The organism is Nonomuraea sp. NPDC001831, from assembly GCF_042892035.1.
Classification (GTDB): Bacteria; Actinomycetota; Actinomycetes; order Streptosporangiales; family Streptosporangiaceae; genus Nonomuraea.
In genome coordinates this window covers 177,025-200,965 of record NZ_JBIATU010000005.1, presented here as the reverse complement: position 1 = coordinate 200,965, position 23,941 = coordinate 177,025, and the positions used below count along the sequence as shown (strand labels likewise).

The 23,941-nt window shown below is 72.4% G+C and carries 21 protein-coding genes; 12 read left to right on the top strand and 9 right to left on the bottom strand.

Annotated features, from left to right (window positions below):
- The first annotated feature begins 61 nt into the window (after positions 1–61).
- Positions 62–1,543: a wax ester/triacylglycerol synthase family O-acyltransferase gene (locus tag ACFYYW_RS18820; RefSeq protein WP_387650215.1), complete on the top strand. Its 1,482-nt coding sequence runs from the start codon at positions 62–64 to the stop codon at positions 1,541–1,543.
- Here the strand turns inward: ACFYYW_RS18820 and ACFYYW_RS18815 are convergent.
- A complete protein-coding gene (locus ACFYYW_RS18815) occupies positions 1,481–2,026 on the bottom strand; it encodes a TetR/AcrR family transcriptional regulator (RefSeq protein WP_352328356.1) in 546 nt (181 codons plus the stop codon). The genes ACFYYW_RS18820 and ACFYYW_RS18815 overlap by 63 nt on opposite strands.
- Positions 2,027–2,146: 120 nt before the next feature.
- On the opposite strand from ACFYYW_RS18815, the gene ACFYYW_RS18810 reads away from it, so the two are divergent.
- From ACFYYW_RS18810 to ACFYYW_RS18800, 3 genes are all read left to right on the top strand, one after another.
- A complete protein-coding gene (locus ACFYYW_RS18810; RefSeq protein WP_387650214.1) occupies positions 2,147–2,719 on the top strand; it encodes a TetR/AcrR family transcriptional regulator in 573 nt (190 codons plus the stop codon).
- Positions 2,719–4,224, top strand: coding sequence for an MFS transporter (locus ACFYYW_RS18805; protein WP_387650213.1), 1,506 nt, complete (start codon positions 2,719–2,721; stop codon positions 4,222–4,224). Before ACFYYW_RS18810 ends, ACFYYW_RS18805 begins: the two co-directional genes overlap by 1 nt.
- Positions 4,225–4,302: 78 nt before the next feature.
- Entirely contained in the window at positions 4,303–5,232 is a 930-nt protein-coding gene (locus ACFYYW_RS18800; RefSeq protein WP_387650211.1) for an aldo/keto reductase, read from the top strand.
- Positions 5,233–5,287: 55 nt separating this feature from the next.
- Here the strand turns inward: ACFYYW_RS18800 and ACFYYW_RS18795 are convergent, their stop codons facing one another.
- A complete protein-coding gene (locus ACFYYW_RS18795) occupies positions 5,288–6,325 on the bottom strand; it encodes a polyprenyl synthetase family protein (RefSeq protein WP_387650210.1) in 1,038 nt (345 codons plus the stop codon).
- 285 nt (positions 6,326–6,610) lie between these two features.
- On the opposite strand from ACFYYW_RS18795, the gene ACFYYW_RS18790 reads away from it, so the two are divergent.
- Both ACFYYW_RS18790 and ACFYYW_RS18785 read left to right on the top strand, forming a co-directional pair.
- The gene (locus tag ACFYYW_RS18790; RefSeq protein ID WP_352324447.1) at positions 6,611–7,981 is read left to right on the top strand and encodes a cytochrome P450; all 1,371 of its coding nucleotides are present in this window, start codon (positions 6,611–6,613) and stop codon (positions 7,979–7,981) included.
- Complete coding sequence (locus ACFYYW_RS18785; RefSeq protein WP_387650207.1) at positions 7,978–9,504, top strand: prenyltransferase/squalene oxidase repeat-containing protein; 1,527 nt, start codon at positions 7,978–7,980, stop codon at positions 9,502–9,504. The genes ACFYYW_RS18790 and ACFYYW_RS18785 overlap by 4 nt, the downstream gene beginning before the upstream one ends.
- Here the strand turns inward: ACFYYW_RS18785 and ACFYYW_RS18780 are convergent.
- Complete coding sequence (locus ACFYYW_RS18780; RefSeq protein WP_387650206.1) at positions 9,501–10,520, bottom strand: terpene synthase family protein; 1,020 nt, start codon at positions 10,518–10,520, stop codon at positions 9,501–9,503. The genes ACFYYW_RS18785 and ACFYYW_RS18780 overlap by 4 nt on opposite strands.
- Positions 10,521–10,706: 186 nt before the next feature.
- Here ACFYYW_RS18780 and ACFYYW_RS18775 point away from each other — a divergent pair, with 186 nt between their 5' ends.
- The 4 genes from ACFYYW_RS18775 to ACFYYW_RS18760 are packed head-to-tail and all read left to right on the top strand — an operon-like array spanning position 10,707 to position 14,436.
- Positions 10,707–13,040 (top strand): nitrate- and nitrite sensing domain-containing protein, encoded by a 2,334-nt coding sequence (locus ACFYYW_RS18775; protein ID WP_387650204.1) that lies wholly within the window; start codon positions 10,707–10,709, stop codon positions 13,038–13,040.
- Positions 13,041–13,074: 34 nt separating this feature from the next.
- Entirely contained in the window at positions 13,075–13,494 is a 420-nt protein-coding gene (locus tag ACFYYW_RS18770; RefSeq protein ID WP_352324451.1) for a roadblock/LC7 domain-containing protein, read from the top strand.
- Positions 13,491–13,868: a DUF742 domain-containing protein gene (locus ACFYYW_RS18765; protein ID WP_352324452.1), complete on the top strand. Its 378-nt coding sequence runs from the start codon at positions 13,491–13,493 to the stop codon at positions 13,866–13,868. The genes ACFYYW_RS18770 and ACFYYW_RS18765 overlap by 4 nt, the downstream gene beginning before the upstream one ends.
- Complete coding sequence (locus ACFYYW_RS18760; protein WP_352324453.1) at positions 13,849–14,436, top strand: ATP/GTP-binding protein; 588 nt, start codon at positions 13,849–13,851, stop codon at positions 14,434–14,436. Before ACFYYW_RS18765 ends, ACFYYW_RS18760 begins: the two co-directional genes overlap by 20 nt.
- 56 nt (positions 14,437–14,492) lie before the next feature.
- On the opposite strand, the gene ACFYYW_RS18755 is transcribed toward ACFYYW_RS18760, so the two are convergent.
- The 6 genes from ACFYYW_RS18755 to ACFYYW_RS18730 all read right to left on the bottom strand — a co-directional run bounded on the left by ACFYYW_RS18755 (position 14,493) and on the right by ACFYYW_RS18730 (position 21,187).
- Positions 14,493–15,317 (bottom strand): carbohydrate ABC transporter permease, encoded by an 825-nt coding sequence (locus ACFYYW_RS18755; protein ID WP_387650201.1) that lies wholly within the window; start codon positions 15,315–15,317, stop codon positions 14,493–14,495.
- Entirely contained in the window at positions 15,314–16,231 is a 918-nt protein-coding gene (locus tag ACFYYW_RS18750) for a carbohydrate ABC transporter permease (protein ID WP_387650200.1), read from the bottom strand. The genes ACFYYW_RS18755 and ACFYYW_RS18750 overlap by 4 nt, the downstream gene beginning before the upstream one ends.
- Before the next feature lies 1 nt (position 16,232).
- Positions 16,233–17,624, bottom strand: coding sequence for an ABC transporter substrate-binding protein (locus ACFYYW_RS18745; RefSeq protein ID WP_387650198.1), 1,392 nt, complete (start codon positions 17,622–17,624; stop codon positions 16,233–16,235).
- Between the two features lie 252 nt (positions 17,625–17,876).
- The gene (locus ACFYYW_RS18740; RefSeq protein ID WP_352324470.1) at positions 17,877–19,496 is read right to left on the bottom strand and encodes a cation acetate symporter; all 1,620 of its coding nucleotides are present in this window, start codon (positions 19,494–19,496) and stop codon (positions 17,877–17,879) included.
- Between the two features lie 17 nt (positions 19,497–19,513).
- A complete protein-coding gene (locus tag ACFYYW_RS18735; RefSeq protein ID WP_352324458.1) occupies positions 19,514–19,843 on the bottom strand; it encodes a DUF485 domain-containing protein in 330 nt (109 codons plus the stop codon).
- Between the two features lie 165 nt (positions 19,844–20,008).
- Complete coding sequence (locus ACFYYW_RS18730; protein WP_352324459.1) at positions 20,009–21,187, bottom strand: aminotransferase class I/II-fold pyridoxal phosphate-dependent enzyme; 1,179 nt, start codon at positions 21,185–21,187, stop codon at positions 20,009–20,011.
- Positions 21,188–21,198: 11 nt separating this feature from the next.
- Here ACFYYW_RS18730 and ACFYYW_RS18725 point away from each other — a divergent pair, with 11 nt between their 5' ends.
- Together ACFYYW_RS18725 and ACFYYW_RS18720 are read left to right on the top strand one after the other, a co-directional pair.
- Complete coding sequence (locus tag ACFYYW_RS18725) at positions 21,199–22,194, top strand: LacI family DNA-binding transcriptional regulator (RefSeq protein WP_387650196.1); 996 nt, start codon at positions 21,199–21,201, stop codon at positions 22,192–22,194.
- A 73-nt stretch (positions 22,195–22,267) separates the two neighbouring features.
- Positions 22,268–23,830 carry a hypothetical protein gene (locus ACFYYW_RS18720; RefSeq protein ID WP_387650195.1) on the top strand — a complete coding sequence of 521 codons (1,563 nt, stop codon included), beginning with the start codon at positions 22,268–22,270 and terminating at the stop codon, positions 23,828–23,830.
- Positions 23,831–23,941: the final 111 nt, after the last annotated feature.

The window sequence follows — 23,941 nt, the reverse complement described above, 5'->3', positions numbered from 1 at the left end:
AAGACGAAGCACGCATCGAAGCACTCAGTGAAGAACGCCACGAAGGAAGAAGGGAGAGCAGATGCGCCAGCTGACCCCGTTGGACGCCCAGTTCCTCCATGTCGAGTCCGAGACCACCGCGGCGCACGTCGCCGGGCTGGCGGTCCTCGACCCGGCCGGCGGCGCGGTGGACCGGGACGCGCTGGCCGAGCTGCTGCTGGACCGCGTCCATCTCTCCCCCGCGCTCAGCCTGCGTCTGGTCGAGGTGCCGTTCGGGCTCGACCGTCCCTACTGGTGCGCCGACCCGGACTTCGACCTGGCCAACCACCTGTTCGAGACGACGCTGCCGGCGCCCGGCGACGACGCCGCGCTGGCCGGGGCGGTGGCCGCGATCCACGAGCGCCGGCTCGACCGGTCGCGTCCACTGTGGGAGATGCACCTGATCAAGGGGCTGGCGGGCGGCCGGGTCGCGGTCTACACGAAGGTGCACCACGCGGCCATCGACGGCGTGTCGGGCGCGGAGACCCTGGCGACCCTGCTCGACCTGACTCCGGAGGGCGTGCGGGAGCGCGGGCCGCGCCCGGCGCCGCACCGGCAGGACCCGCCGGGCCTGGTGGAGATGCTGGCCGGCGCCGCCGTGCGCTCGCTCACCCATCCGGTGCGCGCCGCCCGCTCGGTGGTCAGGGCCGCGGGCGACCTCGACGCGATCCCGCTGGCCGGCGCGCTGCCCGGCGCGCAGGCGATCGCCAGGGCCGCCCGGCTGGTGACCGGCGACCAGAAGCAGCGCCCCGAGCTGCCGGGGCTGACCGCGCCGCGCACGCCGTTCAACGGGCCGATCAGCGCGCGGCGCGAGCTGTCGTTCGGGTCGGTGCCGCTGAAGGAGGTCAAGAAGGTCGCCAAGGCCAACGGCATCAGCGTCAACGACGTGGTGATGGCGCTGTGCGCCTCGGCGCTGCGGTCGTGGCTGGACGAACGGGACGCGCTGCCCGCCGAGCCGCTGGTGGTGGCCGTGCCGGTGTCGGTGCGTACGGGCGGGGCCACGGACGTGGTCGGGAACCAGATCTCGGCCATGGTGGCGCCGATGCCGACGAACGTACCCGACGCCGGGGAACGGCTGCGGGCGGTCGGCGAGACCATGAGCAGGGCCAAGCGGCGCTTCGCCGTCGCGCCGGCGAGCTGGCTCGGCGAGCTGTGCTCGTTGCTGCCCGCGCCGGTCACCAGCCTGGCCACCCCGGCGATCTTCCGGCTGGCCGGGACGGCGTTCCCGCCGATCAACCTGATCATCAGCAACGTGCCGGGCCCGCAGTTCCCGCTCTACATGTGCGGCGGCCGGGTGCTGGCCTACTACCCGCTGTCGGTGCTGACCGACCTGTCCGGCGGCGTGAACATCACCTGCTTCTCCTACGACGGCATGCTCGACTTCGGCATCGTGGCCTGCCCCGAGCGCGTGGACGACGTGTGGGGCCTGCTCGGCCACCTGCGCGACGCCCTCGACGAGTTGCTAGCCGAGGGCGTGGGCGATGAGTTCGGCGACGGCGTCGGGGTCGATCTGGTGACCGGTTAGCTGGCAGAGGTTCTCCTGGTAGAGCAGCACGGCGGCGAACGTCGCCGCGGCCACCTCCAGGCGGGCCGCGTCGCCGCGGGCGCCGGGCAGCGCCAGCTCCAGCGCGAACCTGGCCCTGCTGATCAGCTCGCCGTTGAGCCTGCCGAGCCGCTCCTTGACCGAGCCGTGCGTGTCGGCCTCGCGGAACAGGATGCGCCGCATCGCCGGTGAGGCCCGCAGCGGCAGCCCGCGCGCCAGCCGGGCCAGCGTGCCGGCCGGGTCGCCGGGCACGGCTTCGACCTCACGGCCCTCCTCGACCAGCGTGCGCTCGTCGACGAGGGCGACCAGCACGTCGATCTTCCGCGGGAAGTAGTGGAAGATCAGCCCTTTGGGGACTCTCGCGAGCCTGGCGATCACCGCGGTCGGAGTGGCTTCGTAGCCGCTGCCCGCGAACAGTTCCTCGGCCGCGTCCAGGATGCGCGTGCGCGCGTCACCGATCGACACAGCTCGCACCCTAACGCCACCTGCGGCTTCATCGCCATCCCGCCGGGGCGAGAGCCTGCTGCCCTCCGGGCGGAGGGTAGGATTGAGACGTAAATGTCTCATATTTGACGGAGTTGTCTCATGGTGGTGAGCCGGGAGCAGATCATGACCGCGGCGATCCAGTACCTCAACGAGCATCCGGCCGCCTCGATGGCCCAGCTCGCCGAGGCGGTGGGGATCAGCAGGGCCACGCTCCACCGGCAGTTCAGCAGCCGGGAGGAGCTGATGACGGCGCTCGGCCACCGCGCGCACGACCGGTGGCACGACCTCCAGGTGCGCGCGGACGTGCCGGCCGCCGCCGCCTCCGGCGACCCGGGCGAGCTGCGCCGGGCCCTGGAGATCCTGCTGGAGGGGTGGATCGAGGTGGCCGACGAGTACGGATTCGGCCTCACCGACCACGCGATGGCCGTGCACCCGGAGCTGCTGCGCCGCGCGGAGGAGCTGGAGGAGCGCGAGATCGTGCTCTTCGCCGCCGCCCAGCGGGCCGGGCTGCTGCGCGCCGACCTGCCTCCCCGCTGGATCAGCAACACGGTCTACGGCCTGCTGGTGGCCGTCCGGGAGAGCCTGCGCCGCGGCGACGTCGCCCGCCGGGACGTCGCCAGGCTGCTGCGGGAGACGTTCCTGGCCGGCGCGGGCGCCGGGGGGTGGTCGTGATGACGGCCACCGGCCTGTCGGCCCGCCGGCGGTGGGCGGGCCTGGCCGTGCTGTCGGCCAGCGTGCTGCTCGTGGTCATGGACATGACCGTGCTGAACGTCGCCCTGCCCGCGATCACCGAGGACCTGCGGCCGACGTCGGTCGAGCTGCTGTGGATGATCGACGCGTACTCGCTGGTGCTGTCCGGGCTGCTGGTCACGGCGAGCGCGCTCGGCGACCGGTGGGGGCGCAAGCGCATGCTGCTGGCCGGGTTCACCGTGTTCGGGGTGGCCTCGACGGCGGTGCTGCTGGCCGGCTCGGCCGTCGAGGTGATCGCCGTACGGGCGCTGCTCGGGGTGGGCGGCGCGATGATCATGCCGTCCACGCTGTCGATGATCCGGAACCTGTTCACCGATCCGGGCGAGCGGGCCAGGGCGCTCGGCGTCTGGTCGGCGATGGCGGCGATGGGCGCGGCGCTCGGCCCGATCCTGGGCGGGTTCCTGCTGGAGCACTTCTCCTGGCAGTCGGCGTTCCTGGTGAACGTGCCCGTCATGGCGGCGGCCGTCGTCGCCGGGCTGCTCCTGCTGCCCGAGACGCGCAACCCCCGGCCGGGCCGGTGGGACGCGCTGGGTACCGTCCTGTCGATGGCGGGCATGGCCGCGCTGCTGTACGCGGTCAAGACGTTCGGCAAGGACGGCCTGACCTCGCCCGCCGCCCTGGCCGCCACCGTGGTCGCGGCGGTCGCGCTGGGCTGGTTCGTGGTGCGGTGCGCGCGCAGGCCCGATCCGCTGCTGGAGATCAGGTTGTTCCGCAGCGCGCCGTTCTCGGCGGGCGTGGTGACGGCGCTGACCACGTCGATCGCGATGGCGGCCGTGCTGCTGCTGCTCGCGCAGTGGATGCAGCTCGTCCAGGGGTACGCGCCGCTGGAGACGGGCGTGCGGCTGCTGCCGGCCGCGCTGGCCGCGCTGATCGCCTCGCCGCTCGCGCCGGTGCTGGCCGAGCGCGTCGGCGCCCGGGTGGTGCTGACCGGCGGGCTCGCGGTGACGGGGCTGGGGTTCCTGCTGGTGTGCCTGGCGCCGCAGCCGCTGGGCTACTGGCCGGTCGCCGCCGCGCTGGCGCTGATCGGCGCGGGCAACGGCGCGCTGGCCATCGCCTCCGCGGTGATCATGGCCGGTTCGCCGCCGGAGAAGTCGGGCAGCGCGGCGGCCATCGAGGAGACCAGCTACGAGGTGGGCGCGGCGCTCGGCGTGGCCGTGCTGGGCAGCGTGGCCGCCGCGGTCTACCGGAACGGGCTGGACTACGCGGGCGCCGGCGCGGACGCGGCGCGCGAGTCGCTAGGCGGCGCGCTCGACGTGGCCGCCGAGCTCGGGGCCCAGGGTGCGCGGCTGGTGGAGACGGCCAGGGCGGCCTTCACCGACTCGCTGGCGCTGACCTCGGGCGCGGGGGCGGCGCTGATGCTGGCCGGCGCGCTGGTGGTGTGGCTGCTCACGCCGCGCGCCCTCGACCTGGCCGCCGTCGAGCACTGACCGCACGTCCGCGACCAGGCACGGACGTGACCGGGGCGCCGTCCGTGCCTGCTCGCCGGCGGTGCGGATAATGGCCGCATGAGATCAATAGGCACGACGGACCTGTCCGTTTTCCCGATATCGCTCGGCACCAACGTCTTCGGCTGGACCGCGGACAAGGAGACCTCGTTCGCGGTGCTCGACGCCTACGTCGAGGGCGGCGGCAACTTCATCGACACGGCCGACGTCTACCCCCACTGGGTGACCGGCGAGTCCACGTCCGAGCTGATCATCGGCGAGTGGATGGCCGCCCGCGGCAACCGGGACTCGGTGGTGGTGGCCACCAAGGTCGGCATGCTGGAGGGGCTCGAAGGGCTGGCCCCGGCCACCATCCGGACGGCCGTCGAGGACTCGCTGCGCCGCCTGCGCACCGACTACATCGACCTGTACTGGGCGCACGTGGACGACCACGACACGCCCCTGGTGGAGTCGCTGGCCGCCTTCGACGCCCTGGTCAAGGAGGGCAAGGTGCGCCAGATCGGCGCGTCCAACTACGGCCCGGCCCGGCTGGCCGAGGCCCTGCGGATCTCCCGGGACGAGGGGCTGGCCGCGTACGTGGCGCTGCAGCAGCCGTACAACCTGGTCGACCGGGGGTACGAGGGCGAGCTGCGGGACGTGGTGGCCTCGGCCGGCCTGTCGAGCACGCCGTACTTCGGGCTGGCCCGCGGGTTCCTGACCGGCAAGTACCAGCCGGGCGTCACGGTCGACAGCCCGCGGGCCGGGAAGGCGGCCGAGTACCTGGAGACCGAGCACGGGCGCAGGACGCTCGAAGGGCTGCTGAAGGTGGCGGCCGAGCGCGGCGCCGAGCCCGCCTCCGTGGCGCTGGCCTGGCTGGCCGCCCAGCCCACGGTCACCGCGCCGATCGCCAGCGCGCGCGACCCCCGCCAGCTCAAGCCGCTGCTGGCGGCGGCGGAGCTGGAGCTGAGCGAGGAGGAGCTGGCCCTCCTCGACGAGGCCTCCCGCCCCTGACGCCCCTGACGCCCCGCCCCTGACGCCCCCGGGCCCGCGCCGGGCATGGGCCGGGTCAGTGGCTGCGGTTGGTGACCGAGACGCACAGGGCGCGCAGGGCGGCGGCGCGGGGCAGGTGCTCGTCCATGACGGCCAGCGCCGCCGACAGGTGACCGGCGGCCACCTCCTCGGCCAGGGCCCGGCCGCCCGCCTCCTCGACCAGGCGGGCGGCCCGCCGCGCGGTCTCCTCGTCCCCCGCGCCCTTCGCCAGCACCGTGGCCAGCTCCTCGGCGGCGGGCCCGCCGGCCGCGAGCGCGGCCAGCACGGGCAGGGTCTTCTTGTCGCGTCGCAGGTCGCTGTGCACGGGCTTGCCGGTCACCCGCGGATCTCCCCAGATGCCGAGGACGTCGTCGGCGATCTGGAAGGCGATCCCGAGGTCGAGACCCATCTCCCACATGCGGTCGGACAGCGCGGGCGCACCGCCGAGCGCCGTGCCCACCGCCGCCGCGGCGGCCAGCAGGCTGCCCGTCTTGCCCGAGGCCATCCGCGTGTACTCCGCCACGGTGACCTCCTCTGGACCGGTCCACGGGCGGGTCTCGAACGTCATGTCGGCCGTCTGCCCCCGCACCAGCTCCGTGAGGGCGGCCGACAGGTGGCGCATGGCCTCGCCGTGGCCGCTCAGGCGGCTGACGGCCAGCGCCAGCAGGGAGTCCCCGGCCAGCACCGCCGGGCCGACGCCGTACGCCTTCCAGAGCGCGTCCCGGTGCCTGCGCCGCTCGTCGCGGTCGATGATGTCGTCGTGCACGAGCGAGAAGGCGTGCACGAGCTCGACCGCGACCGCGCCGGGCAGCGCCTGCTCGGCGGTGCCGCCGACGGCCTCGGCGCTGAGCATGGCGATGGCGGGCCGGAGGATCTTGCCGCCGTTACCGGAATTGCCCGGTGTGACCGGGTCGGCGCCGTCGCCGACGTCGGGCCAGCCGAGGGCGAAGGAGGCCATCCGGGCGCCCCACGGCTGCAGCTCGGCGACGGCCTCGCGGAGGGCGGGTTCGAGCAGGGAACGGCAGCGCGCGATCACGTCGTCGTCGCGTCGTGCCGCCGGCCGGCCGGGATCCATCGCCGCTCCACCCCCAAGTACGATCGTGAGCCTGCCCGGAAGACCGCACCGTCCCGCGGGCAAGCGCCCAGGTCGGATGAGGGGCAGGCCGTCAGCGAAGTGTACGGCCCCGGCCGCGCGCCCCCACGACGCGGCTCGCATGATCCCACAAGAAGCACAACCGTATCATCGGGCCCCAACCTTGATCACGGGCGGATGATCATGCCATAATCACGCAAAAAGTCACATATGGCGATATAGCCACTCTTGCCTTCAGCGTCATCCTCAGGATCGGGGCTCCCCCCAATGCCGCCACCCCCCGCGAGCAACCCCAGAACGCTTCCCCTTCACCGAGTGGTCCCGCGGCTGATCAAGGATCCGGTCAGCGAACTGGCGAAAATGGGGACGGAGGCGGACGGGCGGATCGTGCGGCTCGATCTGGGCCCGTTCCGCCCGTACCTGATCTCGCATCCCGACCACGTGCAGCAAATCCTCAAGACCGACGCGGCGAACTTCGTCCGCGAGGGCACGCTCTGGCAGGCCGTGCGCCGGGTGACCGGCCACGGCATCCTCAGCGAGGGCGACACCTGGTCGGTCACCAGGAAGATCCTCCAGCCGCTGTTCACCGTGAAGCACACGGCCTCGCTGGCCGAGGACATGACCGAGCTCATCGACGACTACCTGCGCGCCTTCGACGACCACGCCCGCACGGGCCGGCCGGTGGACGCCGGGCGCGAGATGACCACGATCATCAACCAGGCCGTCGCCCAGGTCCTGTTCGGCGGCCGGATCTCGCGGGAGACGGCCGCGGTGCTGGCCCCCGAGTTCGCCACCTGCGCCACGTCCATCGCCTTCCGGCTGCTCCTGCCGTTCGTGCCGGACTCCGTGCGGCTGCCCGGGGACCGCGCGTTCCTCAGGGCCAAGAAGAAGATCGACGAGATCGTCTACCCGCTGATCGAGCAGGCCGTCGCCGAGACCCCGGACGACGGGGCCACCGACGTGCTGGCCGCCCTGGTCAGGGGCAGGCGCGGCCCGGACGGCGCGGTCGACGTCCACCAGGTGCGGCACGACCTGGTCAGCGTCTACGGCACGGCCACCGAGACCACGGCGATGTCGCTGACCTGGCTCTGGGGCCTCCTGCACGAGCACCCCGAGGTGGCGGCCCGGCTGCGCGCGGAGATCGCCCGCCTCGACGTGGCCGGCCCGGTACGCCCGGCCCAGGTCGCCGAGCTGCCCTACCTGCGCATGGTCCTGCAGGAGCTGCTGCGCATCTACCCGACCGCGTGGATCGTGCCCCGCCAGACGGTGGCCGACACCGAGGTCGGCGGCGTCCGGATCAAGGCGGGCACGCACGTGCTGATCAGCCCGTTCAGCACCCACCGGCTGCCGGAGTTCTGGGACCGGCCGCTGGAGTTCGACCCGGACCGCTGGGCCGACGGCAAGGGCGAGCGGCGGCACCGCTACGCCTTCATCCCCTTCGGCGCGGGCCCGCACATCTGCCTCGGCCAGCACCTGTTCTACGTCGAGGCCCCGCTCGTCGTCGCCAACCTGCTGAGCCGGTACCGGCCGGAGCTGACCAACCCCCAGCCGCTGACGGCCCTGCCCGGCGCCTCGACCCGGCCCAAGGAGAAGCTGATGCTGAGGCTGCACCCGATCGAGCGGACCGCACGCGCGTGACCCCGACGAGCATCGCCGCCGGCGCGGCGGCGGACATCACCGCGCGCGCGGGCGAACTGATCTCCAGCCTCATGCTCCGCCCATGGGGACAGGTCTCCACGTCGGTCTACGAGACGGGCCGGCTGGTCTCCCTCGCCCCCTGGCTGATCGGGCACCGGGAGCGGCTCGACCACCTCCTCACGGCCCAGCATCAGGACGGCTCCTGGGGCGCCCCCGACGGCTACGGGCTCGTGCCGACGCTGAGCGCTACCGAGGCGCTGCTGGCCGCGGCGCGCCGGGGCGACCCCGACGTGGACCACGACGCGGCCGCCCTGGCGGCGGGACGCGGCCGGGACGCCCTCTCGATCCTGCTGTCCGGCTCGTCGTCCGGGGCGCTCAGCCTGCCCGACATGCCGGCCATCGAGCACATCGTCCCCTCGCTGGTGTCCCTCATCAACGGCTACGACGGGCACCCGCCGCTGCCCCTCCCCGCGGGGATGGGCTACCGGAGCCTGGACGCGGTCAGGTCGCTGGTCGCCTCCGGGCAGGACGTCCCGGACAAGCTGCTGCACGCCCTGGAGATCGCGGGAGAGGCCGCCCGGGGCGCGGCCGGGGCGCGTCCGTCGGCCATCGGCACGGTCGGCGCCTCGCCCGCCGCGGCCGCCGCCTGGCTGGGCGGCCGGGTCGCGGGCCCGGTCCTGGACCATCTGGAGGCCGTCGTGCGCATCCACGGCGGCCCGGTCCCGGTCGGGCTGCCGATCACCGTGTTCGAGCGCGGCTGGGTGCTGAGCTGGCTGGTCCGCGCGGGGGTGCCGGTCGAGGTGCCGCCGGAGATGATCGCCGACCTGCGGGCGGCGATCGGGCCCGAGGGCACCCCGGCCGGGCCGGGCCTGCCGGCCGACGCCGACACCACCTCCGTCGCGTTGTACGCGCTGGCGCTGCTGGGCTCGCCGTACGAGCCGGACTGCCTGTGGCACTTCCACGACGGCGCCCACTTCGCCACCTGGCCCGGCGAGCAGGGCGTGTCGATCAGCGTGAACGCGCACGTGCTGGACGCCTTCGGCCAGTACGCCGCCCGCCGCCCCGACGCCGCGCCGCGCTACGGCGAGGCGATCGCCGGGCTGTCCGCCTGGCTGCGCGACCGGCAGGACCCGGACGGGTTCTGGACCGACAGGTGGCACGCCTCGCCGTACTACGCGACCGTGAGCTGCGCGCTCGCGCTGGCCGACTTCGGCGGCCCGGAGTCGGCGCGGGCGGTGGCGGCGGCCGTCCGCCGGGTCCTGGACACGCAGCGTCCCGACGGCTCGTGGGGCCGCTGGACGGGCACCAGGGAGGAGACGTCGTACGCGATGCAGACCCTGCTGCTGACGCCGGGCCGCGCCGAGCCCCGGCGGCGGGCGGCCGTGGAACGGGGGCTGGCGTACCTGACGCGCGCGGCGGGCGAGCGGCACGTACCCCTCTGGCATGACAAGGACCTGTACGTGCCGGTCGCGGTGGTGAGGTCGGCCGAGCTCGCCGCGGCCCACCTCGCGCGTTCCGCCTAGCCGCCGTGCGCCCCGGCGTCCCCCGTCAGCTCGCGGACCGTGTAGGCGTGCGTGTCCCTGGCCAGGTACCAGGCGCCGTTGAAGGACACGCTCCTGCGCTGCCCCTCGGCGATCCCCGCCAGCTCGGGGGGCAGCTCGGCGAGCGCGTCCAGGAAGCGCGCGTTGAGCTCGGCGATGTGGGCGGCGACGCGGGCGACCGCGGCTTCGGTGTCCGTACCGGCGCGCTCCAGGATGAGGACGGAGTTCGGCTTGCCCTCGCCGCGCTCCCGTTCGAACGTCCTGATGTCGTTGGCCAGCCGCATGCAGGTCGCGCCGAGGTGGGTGGCGGGCAGGACGGCCCGCCAGCGCCGGTCGTGCGCGGGCTCGGGGCCGCGGACGCCGAGGCCGGCCACCCACCAGGTCCGGTACAGGATCGTCTGGGTGCCGTTGTCGACGTACGTCGCGTAGTCCGGCCACGGTTCGCGGCCTTCGGCCCACACCCGCTCGCGCGCCATGGCCGCGCCCGCCAGGTCGAGCTGCTCGGCCAGGACGGGCGCGTACGCCGCCATGCCGGGGTGGGCGCCGATCCGCGTCCACCAGTCCCGCCAGGCGCTCAGGGCCTCGCCCACCGGCCCCTCGCCGGGCTCGGCCGCCTGCCCGCGCAGGACGGCGGACAGCAGGCCGAAGATCCGCACGATGTCGTCCGGGCTCCAGGAGCCGGCGATGTTGTCGGCTATGTCGTCCAGACCGAAAAGGATCGCGGTGAGTGTGCCGAGTTCGGCGACTTCGTCACGCCCCGCTTGCGGAAACGTGGCCGCGGCGGACAGGCAACTGAAGGCCAGCCTGCTCGCGGAGCTGTCGCCGTCGGCGAACAACGCGGAGTAGGGCCGCAGGAATCCCGCCGCCACCGGGACGGCCTCCAAGGCGTTGCCGAGGACCGCGGCCCGGTCGGGTTCGGGCACGCCGGCGAGCTGGTCGGACTGCTTGAGCAGGGTATTTCTGATGCCGAAGTAAGCGGGGGAAGCGGAGTCAGACATCAATAAAGGGTACCCATTTTGCCCATTTTTGACGACCAGAGTCAAAAATGGGATATAAGTACAGATAGTGCCTAGTGTTGCTTGAGGGACGGTTTGAAACTGCGCTAAAGTTTCGTGATCGACAGCGTCGATATGCCATGACGTGTCCGGATGAGCAAGCGAAATGACTTTCACAGGGTGGGTATAATGGGCTTCCGCAATACGAGCCTGCGGACCAAAGTCACTGCTCTACTGCTCTCCCTCACGGCACTGTGGGCGTTCGCTGCGTGGGTCACCCTGCGCGAGGGTGTCAACCTGCTCTGGGTCTCCCAGGTCGACTCCAGCGTAGTGGGCCCCAGCGAGCCCTTGCTCATCGAGCTCCAGCGGGAGCGCCGGATCTCCGTCGTCAAGCTCAGCGACCTGTCGGGCGGCCCGCGCCGCGACCTGGAGCAGCAGCGCAGGCAGACCGACGGCCTGCTCGCGGCCTTCCGCGAGGCGGCCGGCGGCGGCCTGGTGAGCTGGGCCGTCGACGACGAGGGCAACGCGCGGCTGCAGGAGGTGCTCGCGGGCCTCGGCACGCTCAAGGAGACCCGCAAGGCCATCGACGCGGGCCGGCTGGACAAGCTCCAGGCCACCGCCGCCTACAGCGAGCTGATCGACTCCGTCTTCACCCTCTACGGCTCGCTGGCGACCGTCGACGACAAGACCGTCGCCAAGGACATCCGCACGCTGCTGGCCCTGAACAGGTCCCGCGAGGTGCTCGCGCGTGAGGACGCCCTGCTCGCCGGCGCGCTCGTCCAGGGCCGGATCACGGCCGAGGAGCAGGCGCAGTTCACCCGGACGGTCGGCGCCTGGCGCGTCCTGGCCGAGCAGGCCGGGGACGAGCTGCCCGACTCCGAGCAGGCCGCCTTCGACAAGCTGATGAAGGGCGAGTCGCTGAGCAGGCTCCAGATCATGGAGAACCTGATCGCCGACCGGGGCCCGCAGGCCGGAGCGCTGCCGTTCGGCGCGGCGCAGTGGAAGACCACGGCCGACCGGGCGCTGGCCGACTTCAGCACCCTGGTGCTCGCCGCCGGCGACCGCCTGGTGGACCGGGTCGTGCCCGTCGCGGCCGGGGTCATCGTCCGGCTGGTGCTGGCCGCCGGTCTCGGGCTGGTGGCCGTCGTCGCCTCGATCATCCTGTCCATCACCACCGCCCGCTCCCTGTTCGCCCAGTTGCAGAAGCTGCGCGACGCCGCCCACGAGCTGTCCGACGACCGCCTGCCCGGCATCGTCGAGCGCATCGGCCACGGCGAGGTGGTGGACGTCGCCAAGGAAGCGCCCGCGCTGGAGTTCGGCGACGACGAGATCGGCCAGGTGGGCCAGGCGTTCAACACCGTGCAGCGCACGGCGATCAGCGTCGCGGCCGAGCAGGCGGAGCTGCGCCGCAGCATCCGCGACATCCTGCTCAGCCTCGCCCGCCGCACCCAGGGCCTGGTGCACCGGCAGCTGACCGTCCTCGACGTGATGGAGCGCCGGGAGACCGACCCCGAGGAGCTGAAGGAGCTCTTCCGCCTCGACCACCTGGCCATCCGGATGCGGCGCAACGCCGAGAACCTGATCGTCCTGTCCGGTTCGTCGCCCGCCCGTACGTGGCGGCGGGCCGTCCCCATGGTGGACGTCGTGCGCGGCGCGCTGGCCGAGGTCGAGGACTACACCCGGGTCACGCTCATGCCGATGGGCGAGGTGGTGCTCGTCGGCCGGGCCGTCGGTGACGTCATCCACCTGCTGGCCGAGCTGATCGAGAACGCCGTGTCGTTCTCGCCGCCGTACACGAACGTGCAGGTCAGTGGCCAGCTCGTGGCCAACGGGTACGTCATCGAGATCGAGGACCGCGGGCTCGGCATGAAGCCCGAGGACCTGGAGGCGGCCAACGAGCGCATCGCCGACCCGCCGGAGTTCCGCATCTCCGGCACCGCCCGGCTGGGGCTCTACGTGGTCAGCCAGCTCGCCCGGCGGCACGACATCCAGGTCGTGCTGAAGCCCTCCCCGTACGGGGGGACCACGGTCGTGGTGCTGCTGCCGCAGGAGCTCGTCGAGCTCGACCCGGCGCCGCGGCACCCGGAGGGCGACACGCGGCCGAGCCTGCCGCGCCGGACGAGCACCGGGACCACGCTGGCGACGGTCGCGCGGCCCGCCGAGAACGTGCGCACCCTGACCCCGCCGCGTCCCGCGCCCGCCTCCGCCCAGCTCCACGCGGTGGCCACCCCCTTCCCGGCACCAGCACCCTCGCCTTCACCTGAACCAGAACCGCCCGCGGAACCGGAGCAGCAGCCTGTGACCGAGTTCACGCCGTCCGGCCTGCCGTTCCGAGTCCCTCAGGCCAACCTGGCGCCAGCGCTGCGGGACGACACGCCGACGCAGCCCGACTTCGAGGAGGACGATGACGAGCGCTCGCCCGAGGAGATCCGCGCCATGATGGGATCCCTGCAGTCAGGCACCCGTCTTGGCCGCACCGAGGCGGCCAGGCTGATGGAAGAGCAGCCGGGAGGCGAGGCATGACCGCCGCGGCCCGGCTCCCGACGGGAGGCCCGACATGACGCCCACCGCGGGCACCGACCTCAACTGGCTGCTCGACGACCTGATCGGCCGGATCAAGGAGGCCGAGCACGCCATCGTGCTGTCCTCCGACGGCCTGCTCATGGCCTCGTCGGCCGGTCTGCAGCGCACCGACGGGGAGCACCTGTCGGCCGTCGCCTCCGGCCTGCAGAGCCTGGCCAAGGGCGTCGCGGACCACATCGCCGCCGGCGCGGTGCGGCAGACGGTCGTGGAGTGGAAGTCGCAGTTCCTGATCGTGACGACCGCCGGCGAACGTGCCTGCCTGGCCGTGCTGTGCGCCCAGAACGCCGACATCGGGCTGGTGGCCTACGAGATGGCGATGCTGGTGGCGCGGGTCGGCCAGTACCTCACCTCCGGCGCGCGCAACGCCGAGGCCGTGGCCAGGAGCGACCGGTGAGCACCACGGGTGAGTCCACGGACGAGCACTGGATCGATCCGGAGATCATCCGGCCCTACGTCGTCACGCGCGGGCGGACCCAGCCCGCGCACGGCAAGTTCGACCTCATCTCCATGGCGCTGGCGGTGGGTCCGCCGCCGGGCCCCGACGCCGGGCTGGACCCCGAACACCTGCGCATCCTCCAGCTCTGCCGCGAACCCAAGTCCGTCGCCGAGATAGCCGCGCACCTCAACCTGCCGGCCGGCACGATCCGCGTGCTGCTCGGCGACCTGTTCGACCGCGAACTCGTCTCTGCCCAGGAACCGCAATCCGAGGTGGACATGCATGACATGAAGATGTACAGGGCGGTGCTCGATGGTCTTCGCTCGCTCTGAGCGCCCGCGCCTCCCGACGGCGATCAAGATCCTGATCGCCGGAGGGTTCGGGGCGGGCAAGACGACGATGGTCGGAGCCGTGTCCGAGACCCGGCCGTTGCGCACCGAGGAGGTGCTGACCGACCGCAGCGTGGGCGTCGACGACCTGACCTCCGTGGAGGCCAAGCGCACCACCACGGTGGCCATGGACTTCGGGCGCATCACCCTGGGCACCGACTACGTCCTGTACCTGTTCGGCACCCCCGGGCAGGAACGCTTCTGGTTCGTGTGGGACGAGCTGGCCGAGGGCTCCCTGGGGGCCGTCATCCTGGCCGACACCCGCCGCCTGGCCGACTGCTTCCCCTCGGTCGACTACTTCGAGCGGCGCGGGACGCCGTTCGTGGTGGCGGTCAACTGCTTCGAGGGGTCGCCGACGTTCGAGCTGGACGAGGTGCGGCTGGCGCTGCAGCTCAACCCGTCGATCCCGATCGTGATGTGCGACGCGCGCAAGCGGGACTCCAGCCGCGAGGTGCTGATCACCCTGGTCAAGCACTCGGCCCGGCTGCGCGCGGAGCCGGTCGGAAGCTGATTCGCCCGCCTTCCGGGCCGGTCCCGCACCGGGCCGGCCCGGGAGGGCGGCGCGACTCATCTGCCGCCGGAGGTGGCGATGCCCTTGACGAAGTGCTTCTGGCCGAGGAAGAACAGCACGATCATCGGGATCGTCGTGAGCACGCCGGCGGTCATGACGATCTCCCAGTGCCACTCGCCGCCGAACCCGTACTGGTCGAGCAGGGCCTTCAGGCCGCGCGGGACGGTGAAGGTGCCGGAGTCGCGCAGGTAGATCAGCGGCCGCATCAGGTCCGTCCAGGCCATCTGGAACTCGAACAGCAGCGTCACCACGACGGCGGGCCGGCACAGCGGCAGCGCGATCCTGGAGAAGATCGTCCAGTTGTCCGCCCCGTCGATCCTGGCCGCCTCGAACGGCTCGCGCGGCAGCGTGAGGAAGAACTGCCGCAGCAGGAAGATGTAGAAGGCGCTGCCGAACAGGTTCTGGGCCCACAGGGGCGTGAGGGTGCCCACCATGCCGAGGGAGTTCCAGATGAGGAACACCGGGATCATGGTGACCGCTCCGGGCAGCATCATCGTGGCCAGCACGAGCCCGAACAGCGGCCCTCTGCCGGGGAAGCGGAAGTAGGCGAACCCCCAGGCCACCATGGCGCTGCTGAACGTGACCGCGACCGCCGCCAGTACGGTGACCAGCAGCGTGTTGGCCATCCAGAGCGCGAGCGGCGCCTCCTGCCAGATCTTGATGTAGTTGTCGAAGGTGAACGTCTCGGGCAGCAGCCGGTTGTCGAACACCTCGCCGCGCGGCTTGAACGAGGCGCTCAGCAGCCACACGAACGGGTAGATGAACGCGCCGGCGAACGCGGTCAGCGCCGTGAACGCGGCGACGCGCCGCAGGCGTCTCACGGCTGTCCCCCTTCGTAGTGCACGTACCGCCTGGTCACCAGGATCTGCACGGCGGTGATCAGCATGATCACGATGAACAGCAGCCAGGCCAGCGCCGAGGCGTACCCCATGTGCAGGAACTCGAAGGCCTGCTGGAACAGGTAGATCACGTAGAACAGGGCGGCGTCGTTGCCGTAGGTCGTGTTGCCCGCGCCGAAGAAGGCCGTGTACGCCTCGGTGAAGGACTGCAGGGCGTTGATGGTGTTCACGATGAACAGGAAGAACAGCGTCGGGCTGATCAGCGGCACGGTGATGCGCAGCGTGCGGCGCCACCAGCCGGCGCCGTCCACCAGCGCGGCGTCGTGCAGTTCCTGGGGGACGCCGCGCAGGGCGGCGAGCAGGATGATCATCGACGAGCCGACGGTCCACAGGTGCATCAGCACCAGGCCCGGCTTGACCCAGTCGGGATCGGTGGTCCAGGCGGGGCCGTCGATCCCCAGCAGGCCGAGCGCGCCGTTGATCAGCCCGTTCTGGCCGTTGAACAACATCAGCAGCAGGATGCCGACCGCCACCGGCGGCGTCATCTTGGGCAGGAAGTAGGCGGTGCGGAAGAACCCGGTGGCCCGCGCCGCCGTGTTGAGCAGCAGGGCGAGCCCGAGCGCGACGACGATGTGGGCGGGCACGGACAGCGCGGTGTAGACGAAGGTGTTCCACAGCGCGAGTCCGACCTTCGGGTCGGCGAACAGCTGCCGGTAGTTGTCGAGGCCGACGAAGTCCGGGTCGTTGATGACGTCGTAGTCGGTCAGCGACAGGTAGGCGCTGTTGACGATCGGCCAGGCGGTGAAGATCAGGAAACCGGCCAGCCACGGGCTGATGAACAGCAGCGCCGCCCGGGTCTCGACGAAGCGCGTGCTGCGGATGCGGGTGCGGGCCATGTCAGTCGGTGCGCTTCGTCCACCCGGCCCACGCCTTGTCGAGTGCGGCCTGGGCGTCCCGCTGGGCCTCGTCGAGCGCCCGCCGGGGCTGGTCCTGGCCGTTGAGCACCCGGTTCACCGCGCCCTGCCAGGCGTCCTTGAACTCCTTGTCGGCCGGGTTGGCCGGCAGGCTGAAGGTGTGCTCGTTGGCCTCGTAGAACGCCTTGACGCCCGAGTCCCAGGGCTCGCCGCCCGAGGTGAGCATCTTCCGGATCTCCTTGTCGGCCCGCACGTTGCCGGTCAGCACGCCGGTGAACGGCTTGCCCTGGCCCTTGCGCTTGTCCAGCCGGGCGCGGGCGGCGGCCGTCCAGGTGTCCACAAGGGTCATCGTCCTGGCGAAGCGGCAGGCGGCCGCGGCGTTCCCGGCCCCCTTGGGGATGGCCCAGGCCGATCCGGACGAGTAGGCCAGCGGCTCGCCCTGCGGCGTGCGGAAGGCGTCGAAGGCCAGCGACGCCTTGGGCGAGACGTCGTTGAGCACGTTGACGTACCACTGCTCCATGGGCATCGCCCCGAGCCCGTGCTCGGCGAACTGGTTGCCCTTGCCGAAGAAGTCGGCCGCGTCGCGCACCGCCTTGACCTTGGCGAAGCCGCCCTGGGCGGCGTAGATCCCGACGGCGAACTCCAGCGCCTGGACCACCTGCGGGCTGTTGAGCCGCGCGGTGCGCCCGTCGGGCGACAGCAGGTCGGCGCCGTTGGCCTTGGCCCACAAGGGCAGGAACTCGGGCAGCTTGCTGTCGAAGCCGATCACCCGGAGTTTGCCGCCCGGCGCCTTGACCAGCTTCTTCGTCGCCTCGGTGATCTTCTTCCAGTCGGAGCCGTTGACGTCGGCGACGGTGAGCCCGGCCTCCTTGAGCAGGCCGGCGTCGGCCATGACGATCTGGACCTGGTTGAACTCCGGGACGGCCCAGACCTCGCCGCCGAACGTCACCTGGGCCAGGGCGTTCCTGTCGTACATCGAGGTGTCGATCCGCTCGCCCTTGACGCAGGCGGTGAGCGGGACGATCGCGCCGCGGGAGGCGAAGGTGCCGATCTGGTCGCGGTTGGCGTAGACGAGGTCGGGCGGGTCGCCGGCCGCCACCGAGGACAGGAACTGCTGGATGTCGAGGTCGCCCTCGACGAGCTTGACGTCCGCCCCGCCGAGCGCGGCCCTGGCCTTGTCCAGGCGGGTGGCGCCGATCTCGTCGCCGGCGCCGAACCCCATGACGGTCAGGGTGCCCGTGAACGTGGCGGCCGGGTCGTACCGGCTGGGCTGCTGGGCGGCCGCCGTCCCGCCCCCGGTCCCCCTGGCGCACCCGGCGAGGGCCAGAGCCAGGGAGAGGGTGAGCGCCGGCCAGCGGACGACGGGGGATCTCATGGCGGATCTCGTGGCGGATCTCATGGGGTTTCGCCCTCCACACTGTCAAGGCGGCGCGGGGCGGTGTGGCCGCGTTCGTCTGCCTGAGAACGCACCGGTGTCGCCGAGATCGCGTCGACCACTCATGTCACTGGGTTCTCGCTGCCGGTCAGGGGTGACAGCGGAGCCCGGGACCGCTTCCCCTGCCGGGCACCCGTAAACGGGGCCCGGCCTGTGGCAGGCCGGGCCCCGTTCACGCAGGGAGAGCGAGGGTCAGTGCTCGGCGGCCTTCTCGGCGCCCACGCCGGTCAGCGAGCGCACCTCGATCTCGGCGTACTTGGCGGCGTTGTACTCCTTGCTGAGGATCGTGCCCAGCCAGCCGAACAGGAAGCCGAGCGGGATGGAGACGATGCCCGGGTTGCTCAGCGGGAACCAGTGGAAGTCCACGCCGTGGATCAGCGCGGTCACCGCGGCGCCGGGGGGCGGCGGCGGGGCCGAGACCACCGGCGAGAAGATCACCAGGATCAGCGCCGAGCCGAGGCCGCCGTAGATGGCCGCGACCGCGCCCGCCGTGTTGAACCTCTTCCAGAACAGGCTGTAGAGGATCGCCGGCAGGTTGCCCGAGGCCGCGATGGCGAAGGCCAGGGCGACCAGGAACGCGACGTTCTGGCCCTGGGCGAGGATGCCGAGGCCGATCGCGATGGCGCCGATCACCAGGGCCGAGACGCGGGCCACCACGACCTCCTGCCGCTCGCTGGCGCCGCCGCGCTTGAAGACGTGCGCGTACAGGTCGTGGGCGAAGCTGGAGGAGGAGGCGAGGGTCAGGCCGGCGACGACGGCCAGGATCGTGGCGAAGGCCACGGCGCCGATCAGCGCGAGCAGGATCGTGCCGCCGACGTCGCCGAAGATCTGCGCGCCGATCCGCTCGGCGAGCAGCGGGGCGGCGGTGTTGGCCGCCTTGTCGGCCTTGAGGATGTCGGTCTTGCCGACGATGGCCGCCGCGCCGAAGCCGAGCACCAGCGTCAGCAGGTAGAACACGCCGATGATGCCGATGCCCCACAGGACCGACTTGCGGGCGTCCTTGGCGGTGGGGACGGTGTAGAAGCGGATGAGGATGTGCGGCAGGCCCGCCGTGCCGAGCACCAGCGCGAGACCGAGGCTGATCAGGTCGATCTTGCCCGCGAGCCCCTGGGCGTCGGTGCCGTACTTCAGGCCGGGGATGAGGAAGTTGCCGGGGTTGGCCTTCGGGCCGCTGGTGGCGGCGGCCTGGCCGAGCAGGGACGACAGGTTGAAGCCGTACTTGCCCAGCACCAGCAGCGTCACCAGCGCGGCGCCGGTCATCAGCAGCACGGCCTTGACGATCTGGACCCAGGTGGTGCCCTTCATGCCGCCGAACACCACGTAGACGATCATCAGCGCGCCGACGCCGATGATCGTCCAGACCTTGCCGGCCTCGCTGGTGATGCCGAGCAGCAGGCCGACCAGCGCGCCCGCACCGACCATCTGGGCCAGCAGGTAGAAGATGCTGACCACGATCGTGGACACGCCCGCCGCCGTGCGCACCGGGCGCGGGCTCATCCGGAACGCCAGCACGTCGGCCATGGTGAACTTGCCGGAGTTCCGCATCAGCTCGGCCACCAGCAGCAACGCCACCAGCCAGGCGACCAGGAACCCGATGGAGTACAGGAACCCGTCGTAGCCGGAGACGGCGATGATGCCGGCGATGCCGAGGAAGGAGGCGGCCGACATGTAGTCGCCGCCGATCGCCAGGCCGTTCTGGACGCCGCTGAAGGACCGGCCGCCCGCGTAGTAGTCGGCGGCGGTCTTGGTCTGGCGGCTGGCCCAGAACGTGATGGCCAGGGTGCCGGCGACGAAGGTGAGGAAGAGGATCATCCCCAGCGTCGTGGAACTCACTGCGTCTTCTCCTCGACCTCGTGACGGAGCTTGTCGGCGATCGGGTCGAGCTTCTTCTCGGCGTGCCGCGCGTACGCCCACGCGATGAGGAACGTCGAGACGAACTGCAGCAACCCGAAGATCAGCCCGACGTTGATGTCGCCGAACAACTTGATGCCCATGAAGCCGCGGGCCCACCCGGACAGCACCACGTACAGCAGGTACCACACCAGGAAGGCCACCGTCATGGGGAAGGTCCAGCGGCGGAAACGCCGCTTCAACTCCTGGAACTCACTGCTCTCCTGCACCTGTTCATAGACGGACGCGTCATGTTCTCTGGTCGTCACGAGACCTCCACTGTGATGCGGATCACGCTCAACGTAAGAGCGCAACCTACCCGTCGTGGAGAGCCGTGGGGGTGCTGTTCGGCGAGCCGCTCGCGTACCGCGATTAGTTGGGGATGGCCTGCGGTGAAAGGTCTGTTCGGCGCGATGAGCGGTCGGGTATTCCGTTCACCCCGATATCGGACGCGGCGGGCCGGGCAGGGCGCCCAGCGCCTGGTCCAGGTCCTCGATGAGGGTCGCGGCGGGCTCCAGGCCGATCGACAGGCGGGCCAGGCCGACGGGGATGCCCATGGTGGCCCGTACGCTCTCCTCGACGGTCAGGGCGGGGGCGTTGACCAGGCTCTCGAAGCCACCCCAGGACACCCCGATCCTGAAATGTCGCAATTTATCGAGGAAAAGTGCGGCCTGTTGGCGATCGTCCGTGGCGAGCTCGATGCTGAACAGGCTGGAGAAGCCGGACATCTGCCGCAACGCGGTCGCATGGCCCGGATGCGAGGGCAACCCCGGGTGGTTCACCGCCCGTACGGCGGGATGCCCCTCCAGGAACGCCGCCACCGCGAGCCCCCGCTCCTGGTGGGCGGCCATGCGCACGGGCAGCGTGCGCAGCCCCTTGATCACCTTGGCCGCGTCGTGCGGCGACATGGCCGCGCCGTAGAGCTGGTACTCCGTCAGCGCCAGCGGCCGGATCAGCCGCGCCGGGCCGACCACCACGCCGCCGACCAGGTCGCTGTGCCCGCCGACGTATTTGGAGAGCGAGTGCACGACCAGGTCCACGCCCAGCGTCAGCGGCTTCTGGAACAGCGGCGTGGACCAGGTGTTGTCCATCACCGTGACGAGCCCGCGCCCGCGCGCCCAGGCCGCCACCTCGGCGATGTCCACGATCGCGTACGCCATGTAGGAGGGCGACTCGAAGTAGAGTAGGCGGGTACTCGCCCTGATAGCGCTGTCACATCCCGCGAGGTCGTCGACGTGCGTATGCGTGACGCCGTACTTCTCCAGGTAGCGCAGGAACTGCGTGGTCGGCCCGTACACCGCGCCGAGCACCAGCACGTGGTCGCCGGCCGAGACGAGCGAGGAGATCGTCGCCGAGATGGCGCCCATCCCCGAGCCGAAGCACTTGGCCCGCTCACCGCGCTCCAGCGCGGCCAGCTTGCGCTGCGCCACGTCGACGGTCGGGTTGGTGCCGCGGCCGTAGACGTACCGCTCGTCCTCGTCCCGGATCGCGGCGCCGAGCTCGGCCGCCGTCCCGAAGGTGAACAACGAGTTCTCGAACACCGGCGGGTTCACCGCGCCCAGCGTCCACGGCTCGTCCTCGCCCATCCGGCCGCAGATCCATTCATCCTCCATGGGGGCAGACTATGACAACGCGTAAGCCCACCATGGCGGACGTCGCCCGGCACGCGGGCGTCAGCCTGAAGACGGTGTCCCGCGTGGTCAACCAGGAGCCGCACGTCCGGGCCTCGCTGCAGCAGCGGGTGCACGACTCGATCAGCGCGCTCGGCTTCCGCCGCAACGAGGCCGCCGCCCGGCTGGCCCGCGGCGCGACCATGCTCACGCTCGGCCTGGTGATGGAGAACATCTCCAACGAGTTCTACGCCCGCCTGGCCGCCGCGGTGGAGGCGGCGGCGGCCGAGCACGAGGCGCTGGTGGTGTTCGGCTCGTACGAGGAGCGTCCGGACAAGGAGCGCATGCTGATCGAGTCGATGCACGCGCGGGGCGTGGACGCGCTGATCGTCGTGCCCTCGGCGGCCGACCACTCCTGGCTGGCCGAGCACGGCGGCCCGCGCACGGTCTTCGTCGACCGCGTGCCGCGCGGGCTCGACCGCGCCGACGTGGTCATGCTCGACGACGAGCGCGGCGGCCGGACGGCGACCGCGCACCTGCTCGCCCACGGGCACCGCCGCATCGCGCTGATCTCCGACGACGACGGGCTGAGCTCGGTGCACCACCGGGCCCGTGGCTACCGGGCGGCGCTGCGCGAGGCGGGGGTGGCGGCCGACGAGGCGCTGGTGGTGCGGGGGGTGTTCGATCCGGGGCGGGTGTCGTACGAGGTGGGGCGGCTGCTCGATCTGCCCGGCCCGCCGACGGCGTTCTTCGCGACGAACAACCGGGCGGCGATCGGGGTGCTGCAGGCGTTGCGGGGGCGTCCCGAGCGGCCGGCGTACGTGGGGTTCGACGACTTCGCGCTGGCCGGCCTGTTCAGCCCGGGGGTGACGGTGGTGCGGTACGACATCGACCGGCTGGCGCGCGGCGCGGTGGAGCTGCTGCTGGATCCCGTACGCGAGCCGCGCCGGATCACGGTTCCCGTGGAGCTGGTCGCCCGAGGGTCCGGCGAGTTGCCGCCTGTTGTCTGACCTTCCGGTCAAACCTCCCCCAAGTCCCCTTATTTCGGAGCCTAATGGGATACGGCAGGGGTAATCGCAGGTCATGGCCGAGAGCAGCCCGTACCGCGACGACCGTACGCCCGAGGAGCAGGCGCCCGGCTCCGGCGCGCCCGCCCGTCCGAGCCCTGAGGTGTGCCTGGAGATCTCCGGGCTGCGGGTGGAGGAGGCCGGGCCGGAGGGCCGGCGCGACGGCCCGCGGGCGCGGGCGACGCTGCGGGTGCGGCTGGACGACGTGGCGCACCTCATCGACCACCTCCTGACCGCCGCCCCCCACCTCCTGGACCACCTGCCCCCGGCCACCGCCGCTCCCCCGCCCCGCACCCCGCGCCACGCCTTCCCCGCCACCCCGGACTCCCCGGCCGCGGAGTCGTCCTTCTTCGAACCGGCCACCGCAGCCCCCCGCACCCCGGGCACACCCGGTCCGGGAACGCCCGCCGCGGGGACGACCGCCTCGGCCGCGCAGGGAGGCGGGGTTCGGGGAGGGCGGCCGGGAGAGGGCGGCGGAGTTCGGGGAGGCCCGCAGGAAGAGGGCCGCGGGATGCGGGGAAGCCGGCCGGAAGAGGGCGGCGGGGCACGGGGAGGCTCGCCGGAAGAGGGCCGCGGGATGCGGGGAAGCCGGCCGGAGGGCGGGGTGTGGCGGGGGTGGCCGAGGGGCGGCGCGCCCTCCTGGCGGCCGGAGCGGAAGCACGCGGGCGACCTGGGCGCGGCCACCGGACGGACCATCCGCCACGCGGCCCCGGGCGAGCAGGCCCCGCACACCGTCCCGGGACACGAGGTGCTCGACGTCGAGACCCACGCCGGCACGGCCGCCAGACCCATGACCGAACAGGCCGCCCGGCACGGCGACGCCTCCCCGCCCACGCCCCCGACCCGACCGTACTTCGCCCCCGACGAGGGAACCGTCCCTGACGAGCCCGTCCGGCAGGCGCGGGACGTCATGCCGCCGCCTGCGGACAGGCGTTCCCGCGCGGCCGGGCCCGACGTCCGTGACCCGGGGCCCGGACGTTCCAGGACCCCGCACGCCGGCGTCGGCCCCCGCCCGGGTCTGGACCCTCCGCCGCAGGAGCCGTCCCATCCCGGCCTGGCCCACCGGATACCGTCCCAACCCGGCCCTCGGGCGCAGGCGCCGGTCCAGCCCGCTCACACGTCGCAGGCGTCCGCGCAGCAACAGCAGCCCGGCCGCCCCGCGTCCCACCCCGGCGGCACGTCGCAGGAGTGGACCCGTCCGCACGTCCCGCCCCAGGGGACCGCCCAGCCGCGCCCGGGCCGATCCCCGGCCCCACCCGACACCGAGCCCGAGGGGTCGGCCCGGCTGGAAGGGGCGGATCAGCCCTGGCCCGGCCGGAGCACGTCCCCGCGCGCCGCCGGCCCGTACCGGCCCGGCCTGGACCCGCCGCCCCAGAGCGAACAGCCCCACGACCGGGGCGACATCCCGCGTCCCACGCGAGGCGACCGTACGCCCCGAGCCGCGAGCGACCGCACGAGCCCGGCCGCGTCAAGGGCGGCGGGCGGCGCGGGGGCCGCAGGTGTGGCGCGGAACGAGGGCGCCGCCGGGAACGGGGTGGCGTCGGAGCGCCTGGGAGGCGTCGCCGCAGGCTGGTCGTGAGAGGGAAGGTCCCAGCGCCTGGGAGGCGTCGCCGCGGGCTGGTCGTGAGAGGGAAGGTCCCGGCGCCTGAGCGAGGCGGCAGGCGGCCGGACGCCCACCGGCACGCCGGCC

Bases quoted from the DNA above. Each gene is read 5' to 3' on its own strand.
- ACFYYW_RS18820 (WP_387650215.1), top strand. From the start codon at position 62: ATGCGCCAGCTGACCCCGTTGGACGCCCAGTTCCTCCATGTCGAGTCC.
- ACFYYW_RS18810 (WP_387650214.1), top strand. From the start codon at position 2,147: ATGGTGGTGAGCCGGGAGCAGATCATGACCGCGGCGATCCAGTACCTC.
- ACFYYW_RS18805 (WP_387650213.1), top strand. From the start codon at position 2,719: ATGACGGCCACCGGCCTGTCGGCCCGCCGGCGGTGGGCGGGCCTGGCC.
- ACFYYW_RS18800 (WP_387650211.1), top strand. From the start codon at position 4,303: ATGAGATCAATAGGCACGACGGACCTGTCCGTTTTCCCGATATCGCTC.
- ACFYYW_RS18795 (WP_387650210.1), bottom strand. From the start codon at position 6,325: ATGGATCCCGGCCGGCCGGCGGCACGACGCGACGACGACGTGATCGCG.
- ACFYYW_RS18790 (WP_352324447.1), top strand. From the start codon at position 6,611: ATGCCGCCACCCCCCGCGAGCAACCCCAGAACGCTTCCCCTTCACCGA.
- ACFYYW_RS18780 (WP_387650206.1), bottom strand. From the start codon at position 10,520: ATGTCTGACTCCGCTTCCCCCGCTTACTTCGGCATCAGAAATACCCTG.
- ACFYYW_RS18775 (WP_387650204.1), top strand. From the start codon at position 10,707: ATGGGCTTCCGCAATACGAGCCTGCGGACCAAAGTCACTGCTCTACTG.
- ACFYYW_RS18770 (WP_352324451.1), top strand. From the start codon at position 13,075: ATGACGCCCACCGCGGGCACCGACCTCAACTGGCTGCTCGACGACCTG.
- ACFYYW_RS18760 (WP_352324453.1), top strand. From the start codon at position 13,849: ATGGTCTTCGCTCGCTCTGAGCGCCCGCGCCTCCCGACGGCGATCAAG.
- ACFYYW_RS18750 (WP_387650200.1), bottom strand. From the start codon at position 16,231: ATGGCCCGCACCCGCATCCGCAGCACGCGCTTCGTCGAGACCCGGGCG.
- ACFYYW_RS18745 (WP_387650198.1), bottom strand. From the start codon at position 17,624: ATGAGATCCCCCGTCGTCCGCTGGCCGGCGCTCACCCTCTCCCTGGCT.
- ACFYYW_RS18740 (WP_352324470.1), bottom strand. From the start codon at position 19,496: ATGATCCTCTTCCTCACCTTCGTCGCCGGCACCCTGGCCATCACGTTC.
- ACFYYW_RS18730 (WP_352324459.1), bottom strand. From the start codon at position 21,187: ATGGAGGATGAATGGATCTGCGGCCGGATGGGCGAGGACGAGCCGTGG.
- ACFYYW_RS18725 (WP_387650196.1), top strand. From the start codon at position 21,199: ATGACAACGCGTAAGCCCACCATGGCGGACGTCGCCCGGCACGCGGGC.
- ACFYYW_RS18720 (WP_387650195.1), top strand. From the start codon at position 22,268: ATGGCCGAGAGCAGCCCGTACCGCGACGACCGTACGCCCGAGGAGCAG.